Source organism: Candidatus Omnitrophota bacterium, assembly GCA_028715965.1.
Classification (GTDB): Bacteria; Omnitrophota; Gorgyraeia; order Tantalellales; family Tantalellaceae; genus JAQUQS01.
In genome coordinates this window covers 80,416-100,377 of sequence record JAQUQS010000005.1, presented here as the reverse complement: position 1 = coordinate 100,377, position 19,962 = coordinate 80,416, and the positions used below count along the sequence as shown (strand labels likewise).

General features: G+C 51.6%; 22 protein-coding genes. All 22 read left to right on the top strand.

The window, feature by feature from the left end; all coding sequences use genetic code 11:
• The 22 genes from PHH49_04065 to dapA all read left to right on the top strand — a co-directional run bounded on the left by PHH49_04065 (position 1) and on the right by dapA (position 19,935).
• Positions 1 to 846, top strand: a complete 846-nt coding sequence (locus PHH49_04065; protein MDD5488124.1) for an ABC transporter permease — start codon at positions 1 to 3, stop codon at positions 844 to 846.
• Entirely contained in the window at positions 830 to 1,660 is an 831-nt protein-coding gene (locus tag PHH49_04060) for an ABC transporter ATP-binding protein (protein MDD5488123.1), read from the top strand. Before PHH49_04065 ends, PHH49_04060 begins: the two co-directional genes overlap by 17 nt.
• A complete protein-coding gene (locus tag PHH49_04055) occupies positions 1,644 to 2,384 on the top strand; it encodes an ATP-binding cassette domain-containing protein (protein ID MDD5488122.1) in 741 nt (246 codons plus the stop codon). The genes PHH49_04060 and PHH49_04055 overlap by 17 nt, the downstream gene beginning before the upstream one ends.
• 108 nt (positions 2,385 to 2,492) lie before the next feature.
• Positions 2,493 to 3,773 carry a 3-isopropylmalate dehydratase large subunit gene (gene leuC, locus PHH49_04050; GenBank protein ID MDD5488121.1) on the top strand — a complete coding sequence of 427 codons (1,281 nt, stop codon included), beginning with the start codon at positions 2,493 to 2,495 and terminating at the stop codon, positions 3,771 to 3,773.
• Between the two features lie 15 nt (positions 3,774 to 3,788).
• Positions 3,789 to 4,280: a 3-isopropylmalate dehydratase small subunit gene (locus tag PHH49_04045; GenBank protein MDD5488120.1), complete on the top strand. Its 492-nt coding sequence runs from the start codon at positions 3,789 to 3,791 to the stop codon at positions 4,278 to 4,280.
• Between the two features lie 36 nt (positions 4,281 to 4,316).
• Positions 4,317 to 5,369, top strand: a complete 1,053-nt coding sequence (locus PHH49_04040) for a 3-isopropylmalate dehydrogenase (protein MDD5488119.1) — start codon at positions 4,317 to 4,319, stop codon at positions 5,367 to 5,369.
• An 18-nt stretch (positions 5,370 to 5,387) separates the two neighbouring features.
• Positions 5,388 to 6,437 carry an aspartate-semialdehyde dehydrogenase gene (locus PHH49_04035; protein MDD5488118.1) on the top strand — a complete coding sequence of 350 codons (1,050 nt, stop codon included), beginning with the start codon at positions 5,388 to 5,390 and terminating at the stop codon, positions 6,435 to 6,437.
• A gap of 22 nt (positions 6,438 to 6,459) precedes the next feature.
• Complete coding sequence (gene truA / locus PHH49_04030) at positions 6,460 to 7,194, top strand: tRNA pseudouridine(38-40) synthase TruA (GenBank protein MDD5488117.1); 735 nt, start codon at positions 6,460 to 6,462, stop codon at positions 7,192 to 7,194.
• A 154-nt stretch (positions 7,195 to 7,348) separates the two neighbouring features.
• On the top strand, positions 7,349 to 7,522 hold the full coding sequence (locus PHH49_04025; GenBank protein ID MDD5488116.1) for a hypothetical protein: 174 nt from the start codon (positions 7,349 to 7,351) through the stop codon (positions 7,520 to 7,522).
• A complete protein-coding gene (locus PHH49_04020; protein ID MDD5488115.1) occupies positions 7,519 to 7,689 on the top strand; it encodes a hypothetical protein in 171 nt (56 codons plus the stop codon). The genes PHH49_04025 and PHH49_04020 overlap by 4 nt, the downstream gene beginning before the upstream one ends.
• 231 nt (positions 7,690 to 7,920) lie before the next feature.
• A complete protein-coding gene (rplM, locus tag PHH49_04015; protein MDD5488114.1) occupies positions 7,921 to 8,352 on the top strand; it encodes a 50S ribosomal protein L13 in 432 nt (143 codons plus the stop codon).
• Positions 8,353 to 8,368: 16 nt separating this feature from the next.
• Complete coding sequence (rpsI, locus tag PHH49_04010) at positions 8,369 to 8,764, top strand: 30S ribosomal protein S9 (protein MDD5488113.1); 396 nt, start codon at positions 8,369 to 8,371, stop codon at positions 8,762 to 8,764.
• Positions 8,765 to 9,026: 262 nt separating this feature from the next.
• Positions 9,027 to 10,040, top strand: coding sequence for an N-acetyl-gamma-glutamyl-phosphate reductase (gene argC / locus PHH49_04005; protein MDD5488112.1), 1,014 nt, complete (start codon positions 9,027 to 9,029; stop codon positions 10,038 to 10,040).
• Between the two features lie 66 nt (positions 10,041 to 10,106).
• Positions 10,107 to 11,300: a bifunctional glutamate N-acetyltransferase/amino-acid acetyltransferase ArgJ gene (gene argJ / locus PHH49_04000; GenBank protein ID MDD5488111.1), complete on the top strand. Its 1,194-nt coding sequence runs from the start codon at positions 10,107 to 10,109 to the stop codon at positions 11,298 to 11,300.
• Positions 11,301 to 11,337: 37 nt separating this feature from the next.
• Positions 11,338 to 12,192, top strand: a complete 855-nt coding sequence (gene argB / locus PHH49_03995; protein MDD5488110.1) for an acetylglutamate kinase — start codon at positions 11,338 to 11,340, stop codon at positions 12,190 to 12,192.
• Between the two features lie 29 nt (positions 12,193 to 12,221).
• The gene (locus PHH49_03990; protein ID MDD5488109.1) at positions 12,222 to 13,403 is read left to right on the top strand and encodes an aspartate aminotransferase family protein; all 1,182 of its coding nucleotides are present in this window, start codon (positions 12,222 to 12,224) and stop codon (positions 13,401 to 13,403) included.
• Positions 13,403 to 14,323, top strand: coding sequence for an ornithine carbamoyltransferase (gene argF, locus PHH49_03985; GenBank protein ID MDD5488108.1), 921 nt, complete (start codon positions 13,403 to 13,405; stop codon positions 14,321 to 14,323). The genes PHH49_03990 and argF overlap by 1 nt, the downstream gene beginning before the upstream one ends.
• A 28-nt stretch (positions 14,324 to 14,351) precedes the next feature.
• Entirely contained in the window at positions 14,352 to 15,527 is a 1,176-nt protein-coding gene (locus PHH49_03980) for an argininosuccinate synthase (GenBank protein ID MDD5488107.1), read from the top strand.
• A gap of 39 nt (positions 15,528 to 15,566) precedes the next feature.
• Positions 15,567 to 16,946 carry an argininosuccinate lyase gene (gene argH / locus PHH49_03975; GenBank protein MDD5488106.1) on the top strand — a complete coding sequence of 460 codons (1,380 nt, stop codon included), beginning with the start codon at positions 15,567 to 15,569 and terminating at the stop codon, positions 16,944 to 16,946.
• Between the two features lie 9 nt (positions 16,947 to 16,955).
• Positions 16,956 to 18,206: a diaminopimelate decarboxylase gene (lysA, locus tag PHH49_03970; protein MDD5488105.1), complete on the top strand. Its 1,251-nt coding sequence runs from the start codon at positions 16,956 to 16,958 to the stop codon at positions 18,204 to 18,206.
• Positions 18,203 to 19,021, top strand: coding sequence for a diaminopimelate epimerase (gene dapF / locus PHH49_03965; GenBank protein MDD5488104.1), 819 nt, complete (start codon positions 18,203 to 18,205; stop codon positions 19,019 to 19,021). Before lysA ends, dapF begins: the two co-directional genes overlap by 4 nt.
• Before the next feature lie 44 nt (positions 19,022 to 19,065).
• Positions 19,066 to 19,935 (top strand): 4-hydroxy-tetrahydrodipicolinate synthase, encoded by an 870-nt coding sequence (dapA, locus tag PHH49_03960; protein ID MDD5488103.1) that lies wholly within the window; start codon positions 19,066 to 19,068, stop codon positions 19,933 to 19,935.
• Positions 19,936 to 19,962: the final 27 nt, after the last annotated feature.

Here is a 19,962-nt window from a genome sequence, read left to right as displayed (position 1 = left end):
ATGAGGAGATACGGCGTATATATAGGAGGTACGATAATCGCGCTTATGGTGGTCCTGGCGGTATTCGCCCCTAAAATAGCGCCGTATGATCCTCTCCATATGGAGCTTTCCACCGGTTCACGGGTACAACCTCCGTCATTGGAACACTTTTTCGGGACCGACAGCCTGGGGAGGGATGTGTTCAGCCGCATGGTGTTCGGCACCAGGATATCCCTGACAGTGGCTTTTATAGCCGTTTTCATCTCGATGTCCATTGGCGTGGTCCTGGGCGGGATCAGCGGTTATTACGGGGGATGGGTGGATAATCTCATCATGCGGCTTGTTGAGATAATGTATTGTTTTCCGACGTTCTTTCTTATCATGATGGTCATAGCGTTCCTTGGACCCAATATGATGAACGTCATGGCGGTCATAGGGCTCACCAGCTGGCCGGGGTTGTGCAGGCTGGTGCGGGCGGAGGTCCTGAGCCTGAGGGAAAGGGATTTCGTGATGTCCGCCAGGATACAGAACGTCCCGGATATGAGGATAATATTCCGGCATATATTGCCGAACGCGATGGCGCCTGTATATGTAAGTGTAACACTGAGTGTCGGGTCGGCCATACTTGTAGAGAGCGCTCTCAGCTTCCTGGGGCTGGGAGTGCAGATACCCATGCCAAGCTGGGGGAACATAATAACCTATGGGAAGAACTATATAGATTACGCGTGGTGGCTTACGTTCTTTCCCGGGATGGCCATACTGGTCACGGTCATGAGCTTTAATCTCGTAGGAGAATCATTGAGGGAAAGACTGGACCCCGTGGGCCGTAACAGGGGAAAGGAGGCCCAGGATGACGCCGGGGCCTGATGTCCTCAGCATAGAAGGACTGACCGTCCGTATAGGAAGCAGGGATGTCGTATCCGACGTCAGCCTTACTGTATCCGCCGGGAAGACGACGGCACTTGTGGGCGAGTCCGGTAGCGGGAAGACCATGACGGCCATGTCAGTGATCAGGCTCTTGCCGTATGGGGCGGATATCACGGAAGGCGCGATCAAGGTCGGTGATATTGATATCTGTACTTTACCGGAAAGGGATTTGAGGGCTATACGCGGAGCGCGTATCGGCATGGTTTTCCAGGAACCGTTCAAGGTCCTTAATCCTGTCATGAGGCTGGAACAGCAGATAGCGGAACCGCTCCTGGCGCACGCTCCGAAAGAACGATGGAAGGTGTCGCGGCGTGTTATGGAACTTATGGAGATGGTCGGGCTCGCTCCCGACGCGGTGAGGAAATACCCCCACGAACTTTCAGGAGGGATGCAGCAGCGTATGCTTCTGGCCATGGCGCTTGCCTGCGGACCCGAACTCCTCATATTGGATGAGCCAACTACCGCTCTTGACGTGTCCACCCAGATGAAAGTGCTGTCACTGGTAAGGGAACTACAGCGTTCGTACGGTGTGGGGATACTTTTCATAACGCATGATCTTTCCCTGGTAAAGATGATGGCGGATGATGTTTTTGTCATGTTCAAAGGCGGGATAGTGGAAAAAGGTCCGGTGGACAAGGTCTTGTCCTCTCCGGACCATTTTTACACCAGGGCTCTTTTGGAGAGCATACCCAGGATCGGGGATGCCAGGAAGAGGCTGCCTGAGATGAAAGGTTCTAATGGATATATTAGTTGAGGCGATCGGCGTAAGTAAAGTTTTTCGAAGATCCGGGAACACGGCCATCCCGGGACATGACAGGGTCATCCGCGCGGTGGATGGTATAGACCTTGTCGTGCGAAGAGGCGGGACCTTCGGTATAGTGGGGGAATCCGGATCAGGAAAATCCACCATTGCACGCATGATCACGGGGGTGATCATGCCGGATGAGGGGAAGATAACCGTGAATTGTAGCCTGGATATGGTCTTTCAGGACCCGTACAATTCCCTTAACCCGAGGATGACGGTCGGGGACATAGTAGGGGAACCCCTGTTCATAAAAGGTATGAACAAAACCGACAGGCGGAAAATGGTGTCGGAAGCCTTGGGCAGGGTGCGGCTCTCCCGCCCGGGGATCGAGGAAAAATTCCCACATGAGTTCTCTGGCGGAGAACGGCAAAGGATAGCGATAGCAAGGGCAATAATACATGGTCCGGAGCTGATAGTTCTGGATGAACCGGTATCCAGCCTGGATGTTTCCATACAGGCCGGGATACTTAATCTTTTCAAGGATATACAGGAGCAGATGGGGACGACCTATATCTTTATATCGCATGATCTTAGGGTCGTAGAATTCATGGCGGACGAGGTCGCGGTACTGAACAAGGGTAAGATAGTCGAACAGGCGGATAGGGAGACCCTGTACCGCGCTCCCAGGCATCCGTACACAAAGACATTACTTTCGGCCATACCCATGATCTGATAAGGCGTAAGCCCTCCGTACAGGCCGGTTTAAACTCATTGATTTTAGTTTTAAAATTTGGTAAACTGACCATTCAGGTCAAGGTATATAACCATAAAGCGAGGTAACATGGGTCATACAATAACCGAAAAAATATTATTAGCTCATCTGCCGGGCATGAAGGATATAGCGCCGGGTGATTATGTAATGGCTAATATAGATCTGTGCCTGGGTAATGATATCACAAGTCCAATAGCCATAAGAGAGTTCCGGGAATTGGGCCTGAAAAAAGTATTTAACCAGAATCGTATAGTACTTGTGCCCGACCATTTTTTACCCGCTAAAGATATGCAGAGCGCTAATCAGGCGAAAATACTCAAGGATTTCTGCCGTGAGTTCGGGATATCCAATTATTTTGAGCTGGGCCAAATGGGGGTAGAACACGCTCTTTTGCCGGAAAGGGGATTAGTGCTCCCGGGTGACCTGATAATAGGAGCGGATTCACATACGTGTACGCACGGGGCTTTAGGCGCGTTCACTACGGGGATGGGTAGTACGGACCTGGCTTACGCCATGGCTTTTGGGGAGTGCTGGCTGAAAGTCCCGGAGACCATACTTCTCCGGTTCACGGGTAAACCCCGAAAATGGGTCACGGGGAAGGACCTTATCTTGCACGCCATATCCGATCTCGGGGTGGCCGGGGCACTTGGAAAGGCTCTGGAGATAACGGGTAGCGCCATAGAAACGCTTGAGATGGATGACAGGTTCTCCATGTGTAACATGGCGATAGAGGCCGGGGCAAAGAACGGGGTGATAGCGCCGGACAAGATAACCGAAAAATATGTGAAGGCCGCGATCCGGAAGTATAAACCGTCGCGGAAGACCTATAAGCTTTACTCGAGTGATAAGGACGCGGTATATTCCGATGTGAGGGAATATGACGTGTCAAAACTGGAGCCGGTCGTGGCGGCCCCGCATCTTCCTTCCAACGGTAAACCGGTAAGGGATTATAAGGATGTCAAAGTGGACCAGGTCGTCATAGGTTCATGTACTAACGGCAGGATAAGTGACCTCAAGACCACGGCCGCTGTCCTGAAGAACAAGAAGACTGACCCGAATACCAGACTGGTAGTGATACCGGCGACACAGGCCATATACGAGGAAGCCGTGGATGAGGGATACGCGGAGACCATCATACGCGCGGGCGGGGTGTTCTGTACTCCCAGCTGCGGGCCATGTCTAGGCGGGCATATGGGCATATTGGCCGAAGGCGAGACGGCGATATCGACCACCAACCGGAATTTCGTGGGCCGCATGGGGCACCCGAAAAGTTTTGTTTATCTTTCTAACCCGGCCGTAGCGGCCGCCAGCGCGGTAAAGGGACGGATAACGCATCCCTCTGACCTGTGACGGAAAAGGAGATATATGGACCTTAAAGCCAAAGTGCATAAATTCGGCAATGATGTTAATACCGATGAAATAATTCCGGCACGATACCTGAACTCGTCCGATCCTGTGGAGCTCGCGAAACACTGTATGGAGGACGCGGATCCCGAATTCGTGAAAAAACTGAAAGAAGGGGATGTTATCGTCGCGGGAGACAATTTCGGATGCGGCTCATCAAGGGAGCACGCGCCTATGTGTATAAAGGCCGCGGGAGTATCATGCGTGATCGCCAAGAGTTTCGCCCGGATCTTTTCCCGTAACTCCATAAACATAGGACTCCCGATACTTACCAGCCCGGAAGCCGCCGATGGGCTCAAGGAGGGCGATATCATAACTGATATCGATTTTGACAAGGGTGAGATAACAAGATCCGGACAGAAGCGTAAATATAAGTCCGATGTCCTGCCGAAGTTCATAAAGGACATCATCAAGGCGGGCGGGTTGATGTCGTACGCCAAGAAGAAAAAATAACGATGAAGAGCGCCGCAGCGAGCGGAAAGGAAGAATATGTATAAGATAGCTGTCCTGCCGGGTGATGGTACCGGACCGGAGGTCATAAGGGAAGGACGTAAGGTGCTGGATGCCGTATGCGCGCTTTATGGCATAAAAATGGAGTTCACGGAATTCGATTACGGCGGGGAAAGGTTCCTCCGGACCGGGGAAGTATTGCCGGAAGGAGCTGTTGATGAGTTCAGGAAATATGACGCCATGTATCTTGGGGCCATAGGGCATCCCGACGTCAAGCCCGGGATACTGGAGCGCGGCATACTCCTGAAGTTAAGGTTCGAGCTGGACCAGTATATAAACCTGAGGCCGGTAAAACTGTATCCCAACGTATATACGCCGATAAAGGAAAAAGGGCCGGAACATATAGATTTCGTGGTCGTGCGTGAGAATACAGAAGGGGCGTATACCGGTTCAGGCGGATTCCTGAAGAAAGGGACACCGGACGAGGTCGCGATACAGACCTCCATAAATACGCGTAAAGGAGTGGAAAGATGCCTGAGGTACGCTTTCGATCATACGAGGAAGCGTAACAGGAAAAAGAAGCTCACCCTTGTGGGGAAGACCAACGTGCTTACATACGCGTTCGACCTGTGGGACAGGGCGTTCAACGAGATAGGGAAGAATGAGTACCCCGATATCGAGAGGGATTATGTGCATGTCGACGCGATGACATTATATATGATAGAGTGTCCCGAAAAATTCGATGTGTTAGTTACCGATAATTTGTTCGGGGACATAATAACGGACCTTGCCGCTGTAATACAGGGTGGGCTGGGCATCGCCGCCGGAGGGAATATCAACCCGGAAGGAGTGTCCATGTTCGAGCCGATAGGTGGTACCGCGCCGAACTTCACCGGCAAGAATCAGATAAATCCGCTGGCGGCCATAGGGTCGGCGGGCATGATGCTGGCGTCTTTCGGGGAGGCCAAGGCCGCCGCGTCGATCGAAAAAGCTATAGCCGATGTTACTCCTAAGATGAAGAGCATGAGAGCCGCCCAGATGGGCCATTCGACCTCGGAAATAGGAGATATGGTAGTTAAGGCGTTAAAATAAACAAGAATGGCAGGTTATATGTTGAAGAAGAAGAGTAAGTATAATGTAGCGATAATGGGGGCCACCGGCGCGGTGGGGACCCAGTTCCTCTGGATACTTGAGGAAAGAGGTTTTCCAATAGATGAGCTGCGATTGCTGGCCAGCGAAAGGTCACAGGGCAGGAAACTGGATTTCAAGGGCCGGGGGATAGAAGTGCGCGTGCTGAACGAGGAGTCCTTCGATGGTATCGACATCGTACTGGCATCCGCCGGCGCGACCAGGAGCAAGGAGTTCCTGCCGCACGCGGTAAGGGCGGGCGCGGTATGCGTGGATAACTCCAGCGCTTTTCGTATGGACAAGGACGTTCCGCTTGTGGTGCCGGAAGTGAACCCGCACGCCATTGAACGCCACAAGGGTATAATCGCGAACCCGAACTGTTCCACTATCCAGATGGTCCTTCCTTTATGCGCCATAAATAATGTGGCTCCGATCAGGAGAGTGGTGGTCACCACGTTCCAATCGGTATCGGGGGCGGGACAACAGAACATACTTGAGATGGAATCCCAGGTGACGAGGCTGGCAAAAAAAGATTCTCATTATGGCATCGGAGAGCATACCGTGCCGCCGGAGATGATAAGCAGGTTCGCGCATCAGATAGCGTATAACGTTATCCCGCAGATAGACGTTTTCCTGGATGATCTCTATACAAAAGAAGAGATGAAAATGGTGCACGAGACGCGTAAGATAATGGAGCTGCCCGGGCTTAAACTTACTTCTACCTGTGTGCGGGTACCGGTGTACTACGCACATTCCGAAAGCGTCAATATCGAGACCGAGAAAAAGGTGTCCCGCGCCGAGGCAATGAGCTTGATAGGTGATTTCCCGGGAGTGAAAGTGGTGGATGACCCCGAAGGTGGTAAGTATCCCATGCCGATAGATGTTGAAGGGCAGGATGAGGTGTTCGTCGGGAGGATACGCGAGGACGGGTCGGTCGAGAACGGTCTTAATATGTGGGTCGTCGCGGACAATCTCCGGAAGGGTGCCGCGCTTAACGCTATACAGATAGCCGAGAAATTGATCGGCCTGTGAGCCGTGGGCTGTTTGACATATCATGCGTAACATTAAACTTGTGATCGCCTATGACGGTACGGACTACAAGGGATGGCAATTCCAGGATAACGGCCTGACCGTACAGGAAATGATGGAACGCGCGCTAGGGCGGGTGCTGGGGCGTAAGCACAGGGTACATGGGGCCAGCCGCACGGATTCGGGTGTACACGCGCTTGGCCAGGTGGTCGGGTTCAAGACCTCGCACACCATACCCGTGGAAAAGTTGCCTCTCGCGCTAAATCCGGTATTGCCTGAGACCATCTCGGTCATCTCGGCGGAAGAGGTCGATGCCGATTTCCACGTACGTTTCAGCGCGGTCTCTAAGAAATATACATATCATATCTTCAACTCGCGCCAGAGGGACCCTTTTATCGAGAAATATTCCTGGAGGGTGCCATACCGGCTGGATATCGCTCTTATGCGGAAGGAGTCCAGGGCGCTTCTGGGCAAACATGATTTCAAGTCATTTCAGGCAAAGGACAAGATCGAAAGGGGGGCCGTGCGGACCATATCCGGTATAAGTATCCGTAAGGCCGGGAAGAACGTGCACGTGACCGTTAAGGGCGACGGGTTCCTGTACAATATGGTACGTAACGTAGTGGGTACGCTGGTGGATATCGGAAGGGGATACCTCCCCCCGGGCAGCATGAAGGCCATACTGGAGAAAAAGGATAGGGTACACGCCGGTCCCACTGCGCCTGCCAAAGGGCTGTTCCTTGTCGAAGTGAGATACTGATCCTCGCGTTCTGAACGTCATATGTAGGTCATTTTCACTATCTAATTTCCAAAATAATATCTTGTAACTTATTCCAAAAAATAGTCTTATGTTTTATTGACAAGTATAAATACTTGTTATATACTTGTTTTATACTTGTTGGAGGTTATTCGTTATGCGCAAACCGCGTTTTGAGTTCAAGGCAACAGTTTCAGACCGGGGACAGATCTTCATTCCCAAGGTCTTACAGGATTATTTCCAGATACAAAGCAGGGATAAAGTGATATTTGAGGTGAGGGATGACGGTACCGTGGTCTTTGCCAAGAAGGATAAGGGGGGATACGGATGAAAAAGAACTATTCACACAAGGTGACCCTGGTAGAACAACGCCGTAAGAACAAGAAAAGAAGCGATTTTCTCCGAAAGAACGTACGGGAGACCGAACTCAAATCGGTGTTCAACCGGTATTATAAGGACCAGGTGAGGGCGTTATACGAAAATGTGATCGGTAAGTGATGCTCGCAAGGGGATAACATCAAGCCCAGGACATATCCCGCCGGGACAAAGGTTCTCCGTCTTTCCCGTGGAGGGAGGTCCCGATGCCCTGCCACACGGTTAATATATTTTTCAGCTTGACAAACCTTATTAAATATGTTAATTTTACAACTCTATTTGGCATTTCGGTGTTATGACATATGGTGCCTGATCTTATTATATTTATAAATGATCATTGAGGATGGATCGCACATGAAGATGACTAAAATGGTAAAAAATGAGGAAACCTGTCACGAATGGTTCGTTGTTGATGTCCAGGGCAAAGTGCTGGGCAGGGCGGCTACGGCTATCGCGACCCTGTTGAAAGGGAAGTACCGTACTGATTTTACCCCGCATGTTGATAATGGAGCAGGTGTTGTTGTCCTTAACTGCGAAAAGATCAAGATAACGGGCAAGAAGAGCCTTCAGAAGGAATACAAAAGATTCTCGGGATATCCCGGAGGGCAGAGAGTGACCGTTTATTCGGATATGCAGGAGAAACACCCGAAACATATACTGAGGCACGCGGTCAAGGGTATGCTTCCGAAGAACAGGCTCGGGGACAGGATGATGAAGAGACTTAAGCTGTATGTTGGTGAGGCGCATCCTCATACGGCGCAGAAACCGGTTGAAAAAAAGATATAACAAGAGGTGCTAATAAATGGAACAACTTATTGAGTTCGTGGCCGTCGGGAGAAGAAAAGAGTCTGTAGCCAGGGTAAGGCTCAGACCCGGGACGGGTAAGGTCAAGATCAACAAACGCGAGTTTGAGGAATACTTCCCCAGAGAGACACACCGCATTGATGTAATGATGCCGTTCAAGCTCGCTGGCCTGCAGGGAAAATATGACGTACTGGCCACGATAGATGGCGGTGGGATAAGCGGTCAGGCGGGGGCCTTGAGGTTGGGTATATCAAGGGCGCTTTTGAAGGCAGATGAGAGCCTGCGCCTCAAGCTTAAAAAGGCCGGTTTCTTTACCAGGGACCCAAGAGCGAAAGAACGTAAGAAGTACGGTCGTAAAAGAGCACGCAAAAGATTCCAGTTCTCTAAGAGATAGTTCTTTTCTGCCCGTACTTCCCGGTGGAAAAGGCGTTGAGCTCGCTGGCGGATCATTGAAAAATGGTCCGCCTTTTTTTATAGCGTTCCCGCGGTGGAACGTGACCGGGCTGTCATGGGTTTTTGATTGACATCAAATAATATTTATCTTATACTTGTGTTTCACACCAAAGGCTTATTATATATAACCCAAACTATACATGTTAGTTATAATTAATTATCACTAGGCACGGGGTATTTATATGAGGCGAAAAGGAGACAAAATGGTCAAGGTATCGGTGGTCGGAGCTACCGGGTATTCCGGGCAGGAACTGGTGGACCTCCTTCTAAAGCATCCGGGAACTGACATATCTTTTCTTACGGCAAGGTTCGATAAAGAGACAAGATACGCCGATGTTTATCGGAGGTTCGCGGGGCGGACGGAGCTTTACTGCAAAAAACTGGATGTGGACGAGGTGTCCGAGGGCAGTGACCTGGTATTCCTTGCGCTGCCACACACCGTGTCCATGCAAGTCGCTCCGCAATTCCTGGAGAGGGGAGTTAAGGTCGTGGACCTTAGCGCCGATTACCGTCTTAACGCGGATGTATATGCCAGCCATTACGGGATCGAGCACGGGGACAAAAAGAACATAAGTTCGGCTGTTTATGGCCTTCCGGAGATGAACAGGAAAAATATCGGTGGCGCTTCACTGGTGGCTAACCCGGGATGTTATCCTACAAGTGTGATCCTCGGACTTATGCCCATCGCTAAGATGTTGTCGGAACTCGGGCTTACCGTGATAGTCGATTCCAAGAGCGGGGCTTCCGGAGCCGGAAGGAAATCCGCCGTCGAGCTTTCCTTTACCGAGGTGGACGGTAATTTCAAAAGTTATAAGGAGAACGCCCACCAGCATATACCGGAAATGGAATCCATATTGTCGTTGGCGGCTGAGGGAGAGATAAAAGTGAATTTTGTTCCGCATCTCTTGCCCGTAAGGAGGGGTATCCTTTCGACCATATATGTCGAGCATAAGGGATTACCGCCGGAAAAGGACTTGCGGGAGATGTTCCAGGCGGCCTATGGGAATGAGCCTTTTGTCAGGCTTATGCCCGAAGGGGTAATGCCTGATATAGCCGGCGCGGCAGGTACGAACTTCTGCGACATCGGCATAAAGGTCGCCAGGGGCATGCTGATCATAGTCTCTGTTATTGATAACCTGCTCAAAGGGGCCAGCGGCCAGGCCGTACAGAACATGAACATAATGTCCGGGCTGAAAGAGACGGACGGATTGATATAGTCCCGGGGCGTGGTGCCGACGGGGCGTGGATCAGGGAACGTTCTCAAAGCATATAAATTAAGGTGGATGATGGAGCATTTTCTTCTTCCCAAAGGGTTCATGGCATCCGGGATACATTCCGGGGTCAAGAAGAAGCGCAAGGACCTCGCGCTTATTTTCTCTCTTTATCCGTGTAACGCGGCCGGTATGTTCACGACCAACACGATGAAGGCCGCGCCTGTCATAGTTTGTGAGAGAAAACTAGCGGCGCAAGTGCCCGTAAGGGCGGTAGTGGTGAACAGCGGGAACGCGAATTGTATGACAGGTCAGCGCGGCATAAAGGATGCCGAGGCCATGGCCACCAGGACGGCGGAACTCCTGGATGTGCCGGAAAATTCAGTATTGGTGTCATCCACGGGCATAATAGGCCAGTTCATGCCTATCAGGAAGATACTTGGTGGGATGAAAAAGCTCATAAAAGCGTTGTCCCGTGAAGGGCTCGGGGACGCAGCCGAAGGGATAAGTACTACTGACGGGTTCAACAAGATCGAGGTCAGGAAATTCAAGTGTGGTGGCAAGGAGGTAACTATATCCGGGATAGCCAAAGGCGCCGGTATGATACAGCCTAACATGGCCACCATGCTTTGTTATATCGTTACGGACGTGGATATCACGCGTAAGGCGCTGGAAGGGGCCCTGCGGGAACGGGTAGCGGATTCTTTCAACGCCATAACCGTGGACGGTGATATGAGCACTAACGACTCGGTGATAGTCATGGCCAACGGCGCGGCCGGGAACAGGTCTATAACCGGCCCCGGCAGGGCCCTTGACGTGTTCACAAAGAACATCGGGGAGGTCATGCTTGCCCTCGCTAAGATGATAGTACGGGATGGAGAGGGCGCGACTAAGATGATCGAGACCCGGGTAAAAGGAGCGGTCACGAAAAGGGACGCGAAGAAAGCGGCGGAAGCCATAGCCAGTTCCCTTCTTGTGCGGTGTGCCGTACTGGGCGGGGACCCTAACTGGGGGAGGGTAGCGTCAAGCATAGGCGCCAGCGGCGTCAAGGTCGACCCGGAAAAGATGGTAATACGGTTGGATGGCGTCACCTTTTATAAGAATGGCAGATTCGCCACGCGCGCGAAGAGGAGAACGTCGAAAGTGTTCAAGGGCAGGGATGTCACCATAGAGGTGGATCTTTGCGCGGGTAGCGCGGAGCATGTGGTGTATTCCTGCGATATATCGAAAAAATACATAACGTTGAACTCTTATTATACAACATGAGCGGGCGACGGGTCCGCTCCTATATTAGGAGACATGCATGGAGAACGCGATAAAGAAAAGTGAAGTGCTCATAGAAGCGCTGCCATACATAAAGAAGTTCTATAACAAAGTGGTAGTGATAAAGTTCGGTGGCAGCTCACTCCATGATGACGCTTCGCGCAAGATGATACTGCAGGATATCGTATTCATGAAGTACGCGGGCATGCGGCCCGTACTGGTACATGGCGGGGGACCTAACATAACCAAGAAACTCCAGGAATCCGATATCGAGACCAAGTTCGTTGACGGTCTCAGGGTAACGTGTGAGAGGTCTATGGGAGTGGTGGATTCCGTACTTATGGAGGTCAACTCCAAGCTCGTACAGGAGATAAACGATTTTGGCGGTGAATCCTTCGGGCTTAGCGGCAAGGAGAACAATATGGTGAGGGCGGTCAAACGCGACGGTCCGGACCTGGGATATGTAGGCAGCGTCGAAGCCGTGGATACTACCATACTTAACAGGCTTATAGAGACCAACATAATACCCGTGATCTGTCCTGTGGGAAAAGGTAAGGACAATATGCTTTATAACATTAACGCCGATGAGGCTGCCAGTAATATCGCCATAGCCTTGAACGCGGAAAAGTTCGTTGTCCTGACCAATGTAAGGGGCGTTCTTCGGGATCAGTCCGATCCCGATTCGATATTCCACTCCATAACGATGGAAACGGTCGAGCATCTTATGCAGACCGGAGTGGTCAAGGGAGGCATGGTGCCTAAGGTGAAGGCGTGTCTACACGCGTTGCGGGGCAATGTAAGAAAGGCCCATATTGTTGACGCCAATCTGTCCCACGCGTTGCTTCTTGAGATGTTCACGGATAAAGGTATCGGTACCGAGATAGTCCAGGGATGACCCTGCTAGCGGACCGTTCTGGGGGGAAAATGAATACAGATGAGATAAAAGAACTTTACGGCAAGTATGTGATGGCCACTTACACCTATGAGGGGATATGTCTCGTCAAGGGTGAGGGCAGTTATGTGGAAGATGTCGACGGCAAAAAGTACCTGGATTTTTTTCCGGGATGGGCCGTAAGCGGAATAGGACACAGGCATCCCAAAGTGCTGGACGGTATCAACCGGCAGTTGGGACGCATACTGCATGTCTCAAACAATTATTTCAACGATGTTCAGCCTGTACTGGCCAAAAGGATAATAGAGAATTCGTTCCCCGGCAAGGTGTTCTTCGCCAATTCCGGCGCCGAGGCCAACGAAGCGGCTATAAAGCTCGCGAGGAAGTACGGGAATCCGTCGAGGTTCGAGATAATAACGATGGAAAGGTCGTTCCATGGAAGGACGCTCGCCACTATAACCGCCACAGGACAGGATAAGGTCAAGAAGGGTTTCAGCCCGCTTCCTGAAGGGTTCCGTCATGTGCCGTTCAACGATATTAACGCCGTACGGAACGCGTTCACCGACCGGACGGTAGCGGTGCTGTTAGAACCGGTGCAGGGCGAGGGAGGGATAAATGTCCCGGATGTGTCCTATATGAGGGAGCTAAGGGACCTTTGTACGGATAATGACGTACTCCTCATGCTGGATGAGGTGCAGACGTGCATGGGGCGGACCGGGGAGATGTTCGCTTATAAGAATTTCGGGATAGAGCCCGATGTGATGACCCTGGCGAAATCGCTCGGAGGTGGCCTGCCTATAGGCGCGATGGTGGCCGGGACGAAGTTCTCGGAAGTGCTGACCGCGGGGACCCACGCCTCGACTTTTGGCGGAGGATCTGTTGTGTGCGCCGCGGGCCTCGGTGTTTTTGACGCGATAGAGGAAGGAGCGCTCCTGGATAACGCCAGGAAGATGGGGGCGTACCTCAGGGCGTCACTGGAGAAGCTGTCAAAGGACTGTGGCCTTATAGGGCAGATAAAGGGGTTGGGGCTGATGCTGGGTGTCGTGATGAACATGGAGGACGCGACAGCTGTACCGGGAAAATGCGCTAAAGAGGGCCTTCTCATAAATTGCACCCAGAAAAATATCCTGAGGATAATGCCTCCTATCACCGTTACAGAGGAAGAAATAGACGAAGCTTTGGACAAACTATCAAAAGTTCTGGAGGCAATATGATGTCAAAAGACCTTATTACCATACAAGAGATGACCACCAGTGACATAATGGGGCTCATGCGTTCGGCCGCCAAACTGAAGAAAGCGCCGCTATCCAAAAAGAAGGTTTTCAAGGATAAGACGCTGGCCCTTTTATTCCAGAAGCCGTCTAACAGGACAAGGGTATCGTTCGAAGTTGCTATGGTACACCTGGGAGGGTACGTGCTTTATCTTAGCCCCAGGGAGATAAAGATGGGCGAAAGAGAGTCGGTGAAGGACGTTGCGCGAGTGATCTCCAGGTATGTTGATGGTATGGTGGCAAGGGTGTTCTCTCACAAGGACGTGGAGGACCTGGCGAAATATTCCGATGTGCCAGTGATAAACGGCCTTTCGGACCTGGCCCACCCGTGCCAGGCGTTAAGCGATGTTTTCACGGTGAAGGAGAAGTTCGGCCGCATGAAGGGCGTTACCATGTCCTATGTCGGCGATGGCAATAACGTGCTTAATTCCCTGATGCTTGTGTGCGCGAAAACAGGCGTCGATCTCAGGATAGCTACTCCCAAGGGATATGCCCCGGCAAAAGATATACTCGCCGAGGCCCAGAAGACGGCTTCCTCCAACGGATCGTCCGTAGAAGTATATGATGACCCGAAAAAGGCGGTGGCGGGTAGCGATGTGGTCTACACCGATGTGTGGGTAAGTATGGGGCAGGAACATGAAAAGGCCGAAAAGATACGGGATTTTGCCGGTTTTCAGGTGAACGAGGAACTGATGAGCTCGGCAAAAAAGGACGCTTTCGTCATGCATTGCCTGCCGGCGCACAGGGGAGAGGAAATAAGCGAGGATGTGATAGACGGAAAGAATTCCATAATATACGATCAGGCGGAGAACCGTCTTCATGTCCAGAAGGCGGTATTGCTCAGCTTGTTGGGGCGGAAATAGTCCTTACACAAATCCACAAGGAGAAGAAATGTCCAAAAAAAAGATAGTACTGGCTTATTCGGGCGGGCTCGATACCTCAGTGATAATCAGGTGGCTTATGGACCGGGGATATGAAGTGGTCTGTTATATGGGCGATGTGGGCCAGGGCAGTGACAATGAGCGCGCGCGTAAAAGGGCGCTCGCGATAGGCGCGAAAAAATGCGTGGTAGACGACCTTAAAAAGAAATTCGTGGAAGAATACGCGTTCCGTTCACTCAGGGCGGGGGCGCTTTACCAGGGTAAGTACAATCTCGCGACGGCCCTGTCCCGGCCAATAATAGCCGAAGGCATGGTGAATTTCGCAAGGAAAGAAAAAGCGTCGGCTGTGGCGCACGGGTGTACCGGCAAGGGGAACGACCAGGTAAGGTTCGAGGTCACGTTCCATGTGAAAGCCCCGGACCTTGAGGTGGTCGCGCCCGTCAGGGAATGGGAACTTACCACCAGGGAATCAGAGATAGATTACGCTAAAAAACACAAAGTGCCTATCGAACAGACGAAGAAGAAGCTTTACAGTATAGACGTGAACGTCTGGGGTATCAGTATCGAGGGGGGTAAGCTGGAAGACCCGTGGTTCGAGCCGACGGACGATACGTACATAACGATATCAAAACCGGAAAAGGCGCCGAACAAGGCGGAATACGTGACCGTGGGGTTCGCCAAAGGCGTGCCGGTGTCTGTCAACGGGAGAACGTACGGCCCGGTGGAACTGGTGGCGAAACTGAACGCGATAGGGGCCAGGCATGGAGTAGGCAGGGTAGATATGATCGAGGACAGGCTGGTCGGGATAAAAAGCCGGGAGATATATGAGGCCCCGGGATCGGCCATACTTTATGAGGCTCATTCAGCCCTGGAAGAAATGGTCCTTGATCGTGAGGTAAGAAGTTATAAACGCGTTATGTCCGTTAAATATTCGGAACTGATATATAACGGTCTATGGTTCACCCCCCTGAGGGAGTCTATGGATGCCTTGATCGACAGGACGCAGAAGAATGTTACGGGAGAGGTGAAAGTTAAGCTCTACAAGGGTGGCGTTAAAGCATGTGGCAGGAAAAGCCGGTTCTCTATTTACAAGAAAGAACTGGCTACATATGGCGAGGGCGACCGTTTCGACCAGTCGCTGGCCAAGGGGTTCATAGACCTTTGGGCGATGCCGTATAAGAAATAACCGTGGGATGACGTCCGAGAATCGGAAGGAGAAAGTGTCATGGCTGCTAAATTATGGGGAGGAAGGTTCACCGGCAAGGAGATGAACCCGGATGTGCTGGGGTTCACCTCGAGCCTGGGCGTAGACAGGGTGCTTGCCCTTTACGACTGTGTGAGCAGCAAGGTCCACGTGGATATGTTGGAAAAGGCGGGGATACTTTCCAAGGCGGAGCATGAAGAACTTATCTCGGTCCTGGATGGTCTTTTTAATGAGGTAAAGGAAGGGAACTTCGATCCCGCCGATTCCGAAGATATACATTCCGCCATACAGGGATATATAGAGAAAAAAGCGCCTGAAGCGTCCAAGAAGCTTCATACGGGCCGGTCAAGGAACGAACAGATCGTTAATGATGTAAGGCTGTATCTGAGGGATAGCGCTGTACGGATAGAGGACGCGATAAAAGAACTGCAGGTATCTTTCGTGCTTATGGCTGAGAGGTCCGGCGACGTGATCCTCCCGGGATATACGCATCTCAACAGGGCACAGCCTATACTTTTGTCCCATCTGGTCCTGGCCTATGTGGAGATGCTTGAGAGGGATAAAGGCAGGGTGGTCGACGCCTTCAAGAGGTCGGATATGTGTGTTATGGGATCCGGCGCGCTGGCAGGGTCGGCGCTTAACCTTGACCGGGACTTTGTCTCAGAAAAATTGGGATACGGAAAGGTCTCGGACAACAGCCTGGATTCGGTCAGTGACAGGGACTTTATAGCGGAATTCATCGCGGCCCTTTCCATCATATCCGTGCATCTTTCAAGGTTCGCGGAGGACATGATACTATATAGTATCCCTGAATTCGGTTTTGTCGAGATAGGGGCGGATTATTGTACGGGAAGCTCCCTTATGCCCCAGAAAAGGAACCCGGATGTGCTGGAGCTCATACGGGGGAAATCGGCCCAGGTCATAAGCGCCTTGAATTCCATACTGGTACTGATGAAGGGGCTGCCGCATACGTATAACAGGGACCTGCAGGAGGACAAGAAACCGCTTTTCGAATCCGTTGAGACGGTGGTATCATCGCTATCCATGTTCAGGGGGCTTGCCGAAACGATAAAGGTCAATAAAGAGGCCATGGTCAGGGCTCTCGATAATGAGGCTATATACGCTACGGATATCGCGGAATATCTTGTCGGCAAAAAAGTGCCATTTCGGGAGGCCCATGATATAGTGGGTAAAATGGTCAGGTACTGCCTGGACAAGGGTACGGAGATATCAGGGCTTTCACCGGAAGAACTGAAAAGTTTTTCTGTCGAATTGGACGGAAATGTCCTCGCCTTGCTTGACCCGCATACTTCCGTCAGCAATAAGAAGACATATGGTAGTACTAACCCGGAAAGGGTCAGGAAAGAAGTGGCCAGGTGGAAGAAAAAGCTAAGAGGATAGGGAGGCAAAGTGCATCATTTTAATTATCGTGACGGTGTCCTGGGATGTGAGGATATGCCTTTGACGGATATAATAAAGGAATATCCAACACCGTTCTATCTTTATAGCTACAGGACCATAGTGGACCACTACAGGCGTATACGGGATGCTTTCGCTGAGGTGAACCCCCTCATATGTTTTTCGATGAAGTCGAATTCCAACCTTAACATATGCAGGGCGCTGGTCAAGGAAGGGGCAGGTCTGGATATAGTGTCCGGAGGAGAGCTTTTCAAGGCGGATAAGGTAGGATGCCCTTACGGGAAGATCGTTTACGCCAGTGTCGGGAAGACCGAAGAAGAGATCAAGGAAGCCTTGAAGAAAGGGATACTGCTTTTTAATGTCGAATCCGTATCCGAGCTCATAATGATAGATTCCGTGGCTCACAGGCTGGGGGTGAGGGCGCCGGTAGCATTAAGGGTGAACCCTGATGTGAAGGCCGATACTCATGATTACATAACGACCGGGACTAAAGAGAAGAAGTTCGGGATAGCCCTTGATGTTGCCGAGGAGATCTTTGACAATGACAATAAATATTCGCATGTCGACCTGAAGGGATTGCATGTACACATAGGATCACAGATCACGGACCCGGCGCCTTTCGTGTCAGCGATAACCAAGGTGCTCGCTTTTATCGAAAAGAGCAATATAAATATCGAATGGCTGGACCTGGGCGGAGGGTTCGGCATAGTGTACGGGAAGGAAAAAACTACTACCGCGGCGGATTTCGCGGCGCATATCGTACCGCTTGTCAAGGACAAGCCGTTCCGCATAATACTTGAGCCGGGCAGGTTCATAGCCGGCAATAGCGGTGTGCTTGTGTGCAAAGTGCTTTATGTAAAGACGGGAGCGACGGGGAAGAAGTTCGCTATAGTCGACGCGGGCATGAACGACCTTTTGAGGCCAAGTCTTTATGAAGCTTATCACGAGATCCTTCCGGTAACGCTGCGTAAGACGGATATGGAGAAATACGACGTGGTCGGGCCTATATGCGAAAGCGGGGATTATCTCGCGCTAGACAGGGACTTGCAGGAACTTATTCCCGGTGAGTGCCTGGCTGTCATGGGCGCGGGCGCTTACGGGTTCTCCATGTCGTCGAATTACAACTCACGACCGCGTGTAGCGGAACTTATGGTCATGGACGGGGCTGTAAGGCTTATAAGGCCGGCCGAGACATATAAGGACCTTGTCCGCGGTGAAAAAATAATGAAAGAGCTGAAATGAGCATGAAACACGATATATGTTTTACAAAAGTCGTAGGTACGGGTAATGATTTCATCGTCATCGACAATAAGGCCGGGGAGCTGGATGTCCGGGAACTGGATTATGGGCAGATAGCCAGGGACCTGTGCCGGCGCAGGGTGTCGGTGGGGGCCGATGGACTGCTTGTCCTGGAAAGGTCCGACAAGGCGGACTTCAAGATGAGGATAATCAATCCTGACGGGTCCGAAGTGGATATGTGCGGTAACGGTCTCAGGTGCAGCGCTTATTACGCTTGCAGGGCCGGATGGGGAGATGAGCTTGACGTGGAGACACGGGCGGGGATACTCTCTACGAAGACCAGCGGCCGCGAGGTTTCCATAAAGATGGGAGACCCGAAGGATGTCCGTATGGGGATAAAACTGGGTGTGGGAAAGAACATGATGATCCTGCATTCCCTTAATACCGGGGTCCCGCATGTTGTCCATCTGGTCGAGGATGTCGAGGGCTACGATGTGACGGGCGCGGGCCGGGCGATAAGGACACACAGTTTTTTTGAGCCCGACGGCACGAACGTGAATTTTGTGGGAGATGTGGCCGGGGATTCAGCCCGCATAAGGACATACGAAAGAGGAGTAGAGGACGAGACGCTGGCCTGTGGCACTGGTACGGTCGCCTCCGCCGTGGTGCTGGGTCTTTTGGGGTATGTTAAAAGCCCCGTTGAGATGCTTACTCAAAGCGGAGAGAAGCTCAGGGTACATTTCAAGATATCCGCGGATAAGGTCTCGAACGTGCGTCTCGAGGGAGAAGCGCGAATTGTATATGAAGGAAAAGCGTAAGGATACGATAAAGGGCTGAGGCTCTCAGGAAAGGGGAACATATCATGTTCAAGGGATCTTATGTTGCTCTGGTAACCCCGTTCAAAGATGGAAAAGTGGATGAAGATACTTTTCGACGTTTGATCGAGTTCCAGATAGAGAACGGTACCGATGGCATCGTGCCGTGCGGGTGCACCGGTGAGGCGGCGACGCTTACCACTACGGAACAGAAACGGCTTATGGATATAACCGTTGAGACGGTGAACAAAAGAGTGCCGGTAGTGGCCGGTACGGGGTCCAACTCCACTTCCGAGGCTATGGACCTTACATGTTACGCCAAGAAGGCCGGATGTGACGGGGCGCTCATAATAACCCCTTACTATAACAAGCCTACCCCGGAAGGTCAGTTCAGGCATTATTCCATGATAGCGGCTAAGGCCGCCATACCTATAATGCTTTACAACGTGCCTTCGCGTACGGGGATATCGCTGAGTCCCGCTACCGTGGCGCGTCTGTCTAAGGTCGATAATATCGTGGCGATAAAGGAGGCTGCCGGAAGCGTACAACAGGTGGCGGACATATTGTCCCTTTGTGATATCACGGTAATGAGCGGTGATGACGGTATGACATTACCGTTCATGTCGATCGGGGCGAAAGGCGTGGTAAGCGTGGTGGCGAATGTCGTGCCGAGCATGGTGCATTATCTGTGCGCCCATTTCGCGGCGGGAAAACTGGAAGAGAGCCGTAAGTTGCATTACAGCATGATAGAACTGTGCAAGGGGCTTTTCATGGAGACGAATCCCATACCGGTGAAAACAGCCCTGGCTATGATGGGCATGGTCCAGGAGGAGTGGCGGATGCCTTTGTGCGGTATGGAAAAGGATAATAAGGACAAGCTCAGGAAAATATTGAGCAAGTACGAGCTTGTCGGATAACGGTATTCACCGGTCGTACGCGGCCGA

Excerpts from the sequence above, each read along its gene's own strand:
- PHH49_04065 (MDD5488124.1), top strand. The coding sequence starts at position 1 with ATGAGGAGATACGGCGTATATATAGGAGGTACGATAATCGCGCTTATG.
- PHH49_04060 (MDD5488123.1), top strand. The coding sequence starts at position 830 with ATGACGCCGGGGCCTGATGTCCTCAGCATAGAAGGACTGACCGTCCGT.
- PHH49_04055 (MDD5488122.1), top strand. The coding sequence starts at position 1,644 with ATGGATATATTAGTTGAGGCGATCGGCGTAAGTAAAGTTTTTCGAAGA.
- leuC (MDD5488121.1), top strand. The coding sequence starts at position 2,493 with ATGGGTCATACAATAACCGAAAAAATATTATTAGCTCATCTGCCGGGC.
- PHH49_04045 (MDD5488120.1), top strand. The coding sequence starts at position 3,789 with ATGGACCTTAAAGCCAAAGTGCATAAATTCGGCAATGATGTTAATACC.
- PHH49_04040 (MDD5488119.1), top strand. The coding sequence starts at position 4,317 with ATGTATAAGATAGCTGTCCTGCCGGGTGATGGTACCGGACCGGAGGTC.
- PHH49_04035 (MDD5488118.1), top strand. The coding sequence starts at position 5,388 with ATGTTGAAGAAGAAGAGTAAGTATAATGTAGCGATAATGGGGGCCACC.
- truA (MDD5488117.1), top strand. The coding sequence starts at position 6,460 with ATGCGTAACATTAAACTTGTGATCGCCTATGACGGTACGGACTACAAG.
- PHH49_04025 (MDD5488116.1), top strand. The coding sequence starts at position 7,349 with ATGCGCAAACCGCGTTTTGAGTTCAAGGCAACAGTTTCAGACCGGGGA.
- PHH49_04020 (MDD5488115.1), top strand. The coding sequence starts at position 7,519 with ATGAAAAAGAACTATTCACACAAGGTGACCCTGGTAGAACAACGCCGT.
- rplM (MDD5488114.1), top strand. The coding sequence starts at position 7,921 with ATGAAGATGACTAAAATGGTAAAAAATGAGGAAACCTGTCACGAATGG.
- rpsI (MDD5488113.1), top strand. The coding sequence starts at position 8,369 with ATGGAACAACTTATTGAGTTCGTGGCCGTCGGGAGAAGAAAAGAGTCT.
- argC (MDD5488112.1), top strand. The coding sequence starts at position 9,027 with ATGGTCAAGGTATCGGTGGTCGGAGCTACCGGGTATTCCGGGCAGGAA.
- argJ (MDD5488111.1), top strand. The coding sequence starts at position 10,107 with ATGATGGAGCATTTTCTTCTTCCCAAAGGGTTCATGGCATCCGGGATA.
- argB (MDD5488110.1), top strand. The coding sequence starts at position 11,338 with ATGGAGAACGCGATAAAGAAAAGTGAAGTGCTCATAGAAGCGCTGCCA.
- PHH49_03990 (MDD5488109.1), top strand. The coding sequence starts at position 12,222 with ATGAATACAGATGAGATAAAAGAACTTTACGGCAAGTATGTGATGGCC.
- argF (MDD5488108.1), top strand. The coding sequence starts at position 13,403 with ATGTCAAAAGACCTTATTACCATACAAGAGATGACCACCAGTGACATA.
- PHH49_03980 (MDD5488107.1), top strand. The coding sequence starts at position 14,352 with ATGTCCAAAAAAAAGATAGTACTGGCTTATTCGGGCGGGCTCGATACC.
- argH (MDD5488106.1), top strand. The coding sequence starts at position 15,567 with ATGGCTGCTAAATTATGGGGAGGAAGGTTCACCGGCAAGGAGATGAAC.
- dapF (MDD5488104.1), top strand. The coding sequence starts at position 18,203 with ATGAGCATGAAACACGATATATGTTTTACAAAAGTCGTAGGTACGGGT.
- dapA (MDD5488103.1), top strand. The coding sequence starts at position 19,066 with ATGTTCAAGGGATCTTATGTTGCTCTGGTAACCCCGTTCAAAGATGGA.